The 8,006-nt window shown below is 48.7% G+C and carries 5 protein-coding genes; 2 read left to right on the top strand and 3 right to left on the bottom strand.

Translation table 11 applies throughout. The features are described from left to right. Positions 1 to 399 precede the first annotated feature (399 nt). A complete protein-coding gene (locus tag BLU57_RS13085) occupies positions 400 to 780 on the top strand; it encodes a rhodanese-like domain-containing protein (protein ID WP_090321720.1) in 381 nt (126 codons plus the stop codon). A gap of 121 nt (positions 781 to 901) precedes the next feature. On the opposite strand, the gene BLU57_RS13080 is transcribed toward BLU57_RS13085, so the two are convergent. From BLU57_RS13080 to BLU57_RS13070, 3 genes are all read right to left on the bottom strand, one after another. Continuing rightward, positions 902 to 2,461 carry an APC family permease gene (locus BLU57_RS13080; protein ID WP_090321717.1) on the bottom strand — a complete coding sequence of 520 codons (1,560 nt, stop codon included), beginning with the start codon at positions 2,459 to 2,461 and terminating at the stop codon, positions 902 to 904. Positions 2,462 to 2,680: 219 nt separating this feature from the next. After that, on the bottom strand, positions 2,681 to 4,516 hold the full coding sequence (locus BLU57_RS13075; protein ID WP_090321716.1) for an Ig-like domain-containing domain: 1,836 nt from the start codon (positions 4,514 to 4,516) through the stop codon (positions 2,681 to 2,683). 235 nt (positions 4,517 to 4,751) lie between these two features. Beyond that, positions 4,752 to 6,293 (bottom strand): M10 family metallopeptidase, encoded by a 1,542-nt coding sequence (locus BLU57_RS13070; protein WP_090321713.1) that lies wholly within the window; start codon positions 6,291 to 6,293, stop codon positions 4,752 to 4,754. A gap of 267 nt (positions 6,294 to 6,560) precedes the next feature. On the opposite strand from BLU57_RS13070, the gene BLU57_RS13065 reads away from it, so the two are divergent. Next, positions 6,561 to 7,922 (top strand): cytochrome C, encoded by a 1,362-nt coding sequence (locus BLU57_RS13065; protein ID WP_256206287.1) that lies wholly within the window; start codon positions 6,561 to 6,563, stop codon positions 7,920 to 7,922. Positions 7,923 to 8,006 lie beyond the last annotated feature (84 nt).

Raw genomic sequence — 8,006 nt, 5'->3', positions numbered from 1 at the left:
TATATCAACAGTATTGCTGGCGCGGTAATTCCAGTCTTTACCAAACTGTAAGAGAAGTTAGTATCAACACCGGTACACCACTGTCGAAAGACAGCTGTGTGCCGGTTTTTTTATTTCCTTTTTTCTGTTTTAGACCCTTGTGTCTTGCACTCATGTCAATGCAGTGCTCTGATCGTCAAAAATCGCTCTTGCGATTGCTCATAGTTTATAGTTGCAACGGATTAAGTGTGTTGTGTCACAATTGATCTTTGCTAAGTGGCTAGGAGCAGGAGAATCAATCGTTAGTGCGAATTCTAGTATTTCGTCTATCGCGTTTTGACCCGGAATAAGAACTTTGATACATTCATTCACCGAGCAAATTCGGCCACGATAGGGTATATCAACAAAAAAGGGGAACGCATGCAGCATAATCCAGGATTCTTACAATTAGTGGAACAAGCCAAACAGCGAGTGAAGGAATGTACTGTGGCGGATGTTCAAGCACGGTTGGCACGCGGTGAACAATTTCACTTTATTGATGTGCGGGAAGATCATGAATTCTGGATAGATCATGCTGCGGGTGCTCGTCATCTTGGGAAAGGGATTATTGAACGTGATATTGAAACAGTAGTACCGGATAAGCAGGCGCTTATCGTGTTGTATTGCGGCGGCGGTTACCGTTCGATCTTGGTGGCGGATGCATTGCAGCAAATGGGGTATGGCAATATCCAGTCGATGCAAGGAGGGATGAGAGCACTACGCGATGCGGATTTCCCTCTTGAAAAAGATAAATCGATTTAGAAAGGAAATACACACTGATCGATCTGCGACCGGATAATAATACTCAGTTAATTTTATCCTGAGTTAACTGTCCAGCAAAATATTGACCATGTTTTTGCATCAACGGAATAACAGGTAAGTTTTATTTCTCTGCAGTTGTCCTAATGTGAGCAGCGCCGGTGTTGAGCACATTTTGTTCTCCGTTATCGGGCACCATGTGCGCTCGCTCAAGCGGTAAAGTCTCTCCGCGAAAAAATTTCGGCTCTCGTAAATTCCACAATACCATGAGCGGAACGCCAAAAAGTAGCGCGACCACGCCAATCAAGAATACGGTACCAACTCCCGCAATTGACCCACTTGATCCGTAATGGGGATCCATCATGTTCCATGCCTGAATGATGCCTACTGCAATCAGAATGATGGCGGCAACCGAAGGGAGAATGACTTGAGAAATGGTAGTGTGCCAATGGTTGAATGCGGTACGGTGAAAATACAGCACACAGGACAACGCAGCCACCGTGTAGTAAGTACATACCGCGATACTGACACTATGGATTGAATCCTTGACGATCGATTCGCTGATAAGACTCAACGTGATATAGATAATCAGCGTCATCAAACCAATCGTCCAAGTGGCAAATTTGGGTGTTTGCGTTGCTTCATTGACGGAAGAGAATTTGCGCGGAATGGCGCGATAGGTCGCCATGGCTAGCGCAGCACGCGCGGCTGGCATGATCGTCGACATGGTGGCTGAAAAAGCCGAAATTGCGATGATTAACGCCGCAACAAATGCTCCTTTGGCTCCAATCATGCTGGTTGCCAGAACCGTGATGATCGAATCGATATTATCTTTAAAGGTTAAACTCGAATTGTCATGCGCATCAATGCCCGCGTATGCCAAGGCCGCAGTAGCGAAAACGACATAGGTGATAACTGTGATAATCATGGCAATGATGCCGCTACGTCCCGCCTGCTCGGCACTGCCGTTGGTTTCTTCCGACATGGCCAGCGATGCGTCAAATCCCCAGAAAATGAATAATGCCACTAGGAATCCATTCAGAAATGCATGAAACGATGAAATGGCAAACGGATTAAACCATTCGAGTGACATAGGCTCGGCCGAATGAACGGCATTGCCCTGCAAAACTTGCATGTACAATACTGCGGCGAGGGCGATAAGTCCACCGTATTGCGTCATCGTCAGAATCATAGTGGTGCGCGATGATTCCTCGGCACCGAGTGCTGTCAGATAGGTCGTGCTCAAGATAAATAAGATCGCGACGCCAAAGTGAAACCATAACGGTGTTTCAGTCATATTCAGAATGATGGCCAGTGCATCGACAATAATCTGTGTCGCTGCAACGCCTGCTAACACGCTCGCCAATAACAGCGCCCAACCGCCAAACCAACCGAAACGTGGACCGATCGCTTTGGTCCCCCAGGTAAATACGGTTCCGGAATCGGGCGCCGAGGTGGTCAGGTGCTTATAAGACAGCGCCACGAAGAACATTGGGATCACCGACAAAATAAATACGATCGGCAGCTGATAACCGCTCTGGGAAGCGCCATATCCCAAAGCCCCGGTTAACGAGTAGGCCGGTGCGGTAGCGGCGAGGCCAATTGTAACGGCCGCCGATTTGGATACCGATCCTTTTTTTAATCCTTTGGCTTTCAGGCCGTGCATTACTGTTTCTTCGTGCATGTCATTCCTCATGTTTTACCGGAGCGCTGAGAAAGCAAATCTCCCAGGTTCGCGCAGGAAAGTAACAAAGATTGGTAATGAAGTCAAAAGCCGCATATGAACGCCAAAGCATGCGATTTCAGTTGATTCTCATGCGATACGCCAGAAAATAAAGTGCCCGAACCCGCAAAAGCGATAAATCACCAGCGCAGTATTTTCTGGATGGACGCTCTGTTTGATCTAGGAGCCTATGATGTCCAATGAACCAACACCTGTCATGGTGATGAAATAAGCATCCGTTGTGGTGAATTCCAGGGCGGTTGTATCATGGATGCCTTCGTAAGGATTACCGGCGGTATCCGTGATGACTCCAGTTGCAATCTCGATGTGATAATGAGTATGCGGCAACAAATTTTCAACCGGGCTGATGACCATATCGCCATACTCATGGAATTTCACTTGATTGGTATCACGAATATCGATAATGCGGGTGTCCGTGTCACTGCTGATTGTAATCTTGCCGTTACCTGCCGTCACTGGTTCGTCAAACTGCAATTGAATACCACTATCGGTGCGAAGCAGCAGCTGTTCATTCCAGAGAAAACTGACGGGCACGAATGGCTCACCGTCGCTTGCCATGAAATTGGTCCCACTTAATGTGGGATCGGATTCAACCGGTGTGAAACTGAGTCCGGATGGATCAGCGGAACCTGCAAAAGCATTGCCGTTGCTATCCATAACGACACCAGCCGCTATCTGGATAGTGTAGTGAGTTTCGAGAATCCAATCTTGTAATGGTTTGACGAATACCTGACCATAATCATCGAATGTTACTTGGCTGTTGTCGTGAATATCGATCGAACGTGTATCAATGCCATTACTGATGACGATCTCGCCGTTACTGGGCAGTGCTGCTTCATCGAATTGCAGCGTGATGGCATCATCGGCCTTGATAGTGATTTCTTCCATTGGAGCATACAAATTAACCCAATTAATACCGTTCAGCCACGGATTGGATGCAACCGTTGTGAAATGCATCGTGTTTGCTTCAATTCCATCAAATGCATGACCGGTGTCATCCGTGATCGCGTCCGCTGTCATTTGAACCGTGTATGAAGTGCCGGGAATAAGATCAGCTGTTGGTTTAATGGTGACAGCGCCGGAAAAAATATTGGTGAAGGTCACCTGACTGGTATCGGTGATGTCAATCGTACGGGTATCCGAACCATTGCTGATCACAATGTCACCGCTACCGACTTTTATCCCCTGATTAAAATAAAAGGTGATTTCGCTATCCACCTTCAATGTTGACTCGCTCGATAGATTGCTCCACCAAATTGCCGGGGCGGCAGAACTAACAGTAAAACCGAGTGCATTTGAATCGACGTTGCCTGCATAGGCATTGCCTGTAGTATCGGTAATAGTTCCAGCGGGGATTTGAATGTGATAGTGCGTGTTGGGAATCAAATCGGCTGCCGGGTTGATGGTAACAAAGCCGTCATAATCGTTAAATGTCACTTGGCTTGCATCGGTGATGTCGATGGTGCGTGTATCCGAGCCATTGCTGAGAATGATATTGCCGCTGCCCGGGATCATGCGCTCGTCAAAATCGAGCCATATATCGTTATCAGCAGTCAGCTCAGCGGGTGCGGATAAGTCTGAATCGAACGGGCTACGGCCGATATTGCCGATATTGCTGTAGAGGAGTAATGGCGTGGAGTCCGTAGTATTAAAACTCAATGTGTCAGGATCGTCGATACTGGTATTCACATTTCCGGCTATATCCCGGATAACCCCGCTGTCCATCCGGATACTGTAATGGGTATTCGGAATCAAGTCTTGTGCCGGGTTAATGATGACGGAATTACCGAATAATTTGCTGCTGCTGAAAGTAATCTGACTGGTGTCATTGACCGCTATTCTGCGGGTATCCGAACCGTTGCTGAGGATAATATCGCCGGTTCCGGCCATCACTTCGTTTCTAAAACTCAATTCGATACTGTCATCGGCTTTTATCGCCGGTGCATTTTTCGGATCGCTGTACGTTACGGATTTTTTTGCTGGAATTGGCGGCATCGGCTGTCCTTTTTACAAGAGAAAATTGAACTGTGTTCACGGCATAAATGATGGCGCATAGCCTGTCATCGCTGCCGGTCATTATCATGGAACATCAGTTCGGACAAATTGCCGATTAACCGTAAAAAAGCCTGGGTTATTGGAATAAGCTGCTTGAAGGTGCGAATGGTTAATTCAAATGGATTCGACAGCAGTTTATCGAAAATGAGATCAAGCGGATTGAACTAATCAGTCATCAACCGGTGTACGCCAGTCCGGTTTGCGCGAGTCCTGTCAGATGAATATTTTCCGCATTGACGCCGGTGTCCGCAGCCAGTACCACGAGTGCGCCAGTTGATATTTCGCTCGTGTCGAGCATGTTGATGTAGGGGGATTTTTCGCTGAGTGTGGGTGCGGAGCCGAACAGGTTTTGCCACAGCAGCATGACGATGTCTTCGTGACTGGTGAGTTTGGTTGCATCGATGGCGAAAGTGGCCAGTTGTTCGTAACTCAATCCTTCGTCGGCTTTAGTCAGACCGATACCGGCGTAATCCTGATTGGCAACGGTGGCAGCGCCGAATACCGCGCCGAGCAGCTTGGCGACTTCACCGGCGTGGCCGTCCAGATCGAGCGCCACACGCGCATCGGCAAATTTCACCCGCTCGATGTTTGTCAGCGTATCAGGATTACCGGGATTGGCGTTGTCGGTGAGGGTGTAGCCGCTGGAAGTCTTGTTCAGCGTGAATTGACTGCGCGCTGAACCGGCTTGCACTGTATCGATTCCAGCACCGCCATCCAAGGTGTTGCGGCTACCGTTGCCGATCAGGGTATCGTTCCCTTGTCCGGCGATGGCGTTTTCAATCGTGACGTTATTGGCGATCCAGACATTCGGAACCGGCTGACCGATATTGACACCGTTGAGTTGAACGTAGACCGGCTGACCAATGAACGATCCATCGCCCGGATTCAAATCAATCAAACCGGAAATCGCACCTTCGTAGTGAATGGTATCGGAAGCGCCGCCAGCATCCCAAAGGGTCTCGTGATAGGTATTGGCGTCGTTGTAGGTGTAGGTATCGTTACCGGCATGGTAACGGGTGTTGGCGCCATATAAATATTGTATCGCCGCAATATCGAGCACCATCGGCGTGGTGGGATGAAAGGAAAATTCGTTACCTTCCACACCTTGCAGATCCGCGTAGGTATAACTCATGATGGTGTGGATAACGCTGTCCTGATTCTTTGGCAGCGTCGGTTTTGACGGATCGTCAGGGTCAGCGAAAGGGTGCGTGAGACCCAAGGCATGGCCCAGTTCATGTAAAACAGATTCATAGGAGATATTGCCAGGATTCCATTCCTGAAAATTGAGCAGACCGTTGGTATTTATCCAGATATCACCCGCATAGGGACCGGTGCTGGGCAGATAAGCCCAAGCGAGAGTCAACTCATCGGGGTCCGAAGTATAGGCCGCGCGGATATCGCCCACTGCGCTGGGGGTTTCCACAACGGGTACAAAGTTTAAATTGGCAACATTCGCCCATTGTTGCAGCGCTTTGACAAAAGCGGCTTGATCCGCCGTGGTTAACGTTGTGAAGTCGCTTCTCCACGGTTCGCCATCACCAAACCGGGAACCGTATCCGCTCGAAAGTGAAGACCAATACAGTGAACTGTTACTGGCAGGAAAGCTGTATGTGATGGTTGAGCTCAGCCAGCGTGTGCCGCCCGCCAGAGAATCAATCGAATTGTCATGGGTAAGCTTGGTATTAGTGATGTTGCTTGAGAAAAAGGGCGACGGCATAGTGAGTCCTTGATAACCGGTAAATTGAGGAATCGGCCTTGATGTTGGTTGCTAATCTAAATTGTTGTTGCCCGTCTGTCTATCTTTACTAATACTTCACAATTTTTTTCATAAGACTTCACGAGAAATTAATATATCTTGTAATAATATGTTCATTAAGATAGAAGAATCAATTGGGTAATGTGGGTTGAGTAGTTGATATTTTAGTTAGGCAAGGGGTCTTTTAAATAATTTTTAATTTCATTTTTCATATATAAATAGGGCTGAATGATGACTGTAACTAAGAGCACAGTATCACTGTTTGTTTTCTTTTTGCTATTTTTCCTGTTGAGTTCCAGCGCCAATGCGCTACCCAGTTTCGCGCGGCAGACCGGTTTCGCGTGCAGCGCTTGCCACGTCCAGTCATTCGGACCTAACCTGACTTCCGTCGGCAGGAATTTCAAGCTCAATGGTTATACGCAAACGGATGGTAAAAATAATAATATCATTCCATTGAGCGGCATGATCCGAGGTTCCTATACGCATACGCAAGAAGCGCAAGCCGGTGGCGCGGCGCCGCGTTTCAGCAAGAATGATAATGGCACGATTGATGAAGCCGCTATTTTCCTGGCAGGCCGCCTGACATCCAAGGTCGGCGCGTTTATCGAAGGGACTTATGATGGTGTGGAAAACATCGGCGTGCTGGATAACACCGATATCCGCTTTGCTGATCACGCCGATGTCGCCGGTCAGAAAGTGGTGTTCGGTTTGACGGCCAATAACAACCCGACCGTGACCGATCTGTGGAATACCACGCCAACCTGGGGATTTCCGTGGAGTTCATCGCCATTAGCGCCAACCCAATCCGCCGCCAATTTGATTGAATCACTCGGGTCGCAAGTGATCGGCGCGACCGCATATATGATGCTGAACGATATGCTGTACATCGAAGCGGGCGGTTATACCAGTTTGCCGAAAAATGCTCAGAAAGGAATCAGCGTATTTGATGCGGAGCAGGCCAGACTGAGCGGCGGCGCGCCTTATTGGCGGATTGCGCTGCAAAAAGACTGGAGCGGTCATTATGGCGCGGTGGGCGCTTACGGGCTGCACGGTGATGTCAATCCGCAACGCATCACGGGTGCGGGCACCGACCGGTACGATGACTTCGGTTTTGACCTGACGTACCAGTATCTCGCAAACCCCGTGCACATTTATGAATTCACCGCAACGTACCTGCGTGAAAACCGCAACATGAACGCCAGTTCCGCACTGGGATTCGCGGATAAGCTCAAAAGTAATCTCGACACTGTGCGGATCAGAACCGGATATACATTCCAGCAAACGTACGGTTTGAATCTGTTTTACAATCAAACCACCGGAACGGCCGATACGGTCATCTACAGTTTTGGCGACCCCATCAGCGGCAGCCGCACCGGTAATCCTCTCAGCCAAGCGTTTATCGCCGAAGTCAGTTATACCCCGTTCGGTAAAACGAATACTTCCGTGATGAGCACGTTCGTCAATTTGCGCTTAGCAGCGCAATACGTCCACAATTTCAAGTTTAACGGCAGCGTGCACAATTATGACGGCTTGGGCCGTAATGCGGTGAACAACGACGCGTTTTACTTGAATGGCTGGCTGGCTTTCTAAAGCTGTGCTCTGATCGATCGGCAAGAAACCCGCTTTTTCGGGTTTCTTTTTTTGTGGAGGTCTTAAGTTGTGCGGCGTTGAGGA

Source organism: Nitrosomonas oligotropha (genome assembly GCF_900106555.1).
Taxonomy (GTDB): domain Bacteria; phylum Pseudomonadota; class Gammaproteobacteria; order Burkholderiales; family Nitrosomonadaceae; genus Nitrosomonas; species Nitrosomonas oligotropha_A.
Note: the sequence above shows the minus strand (reverse complement) of the source record. Positions and strands in the feature narration are given on the sequence as shown.

Excerpts from the sequence above, each read along its gene's own strand:
- BLU57_RS13080 (WP_090321717.1), bottom strand. The coding sequence starts at position 2,461 with ATGCACGAAGAAACAGTAATGCACGGCCTGAAAGCCAAAGGATTAAAA.
- BLU57_RS13085 (WP_090321720.1), top strand. The coding sequence starts at position 400 with ATGCAGCATAATCCAGGATTCTTACAATTAGTGGAACAAGCCAAACAG.
- BLU57_RS13065 (WP_256206287.1), top strand. The coding sequence starts at position 6,561 with ATGATGACTGTAACTAAGAGCACAGTATCACTGTTTGTTTTCTTTTTG.
- BLU57_RS13070 (WP_090321713.1), bottom strand. The coding sequence starts at position 6,293 with ATGCCGTCGCCCTTTTTCTCAAGCAACATCACTAATACCAAGCTTACC.
- BLU57_RS13075 (WP_090321716.1), bottom strand. The coding sequence starts at position 4,516 with ATGCCGCCAATTCCAGCAAAAAAATCCGTAACGTACAGCGATCCGAAA.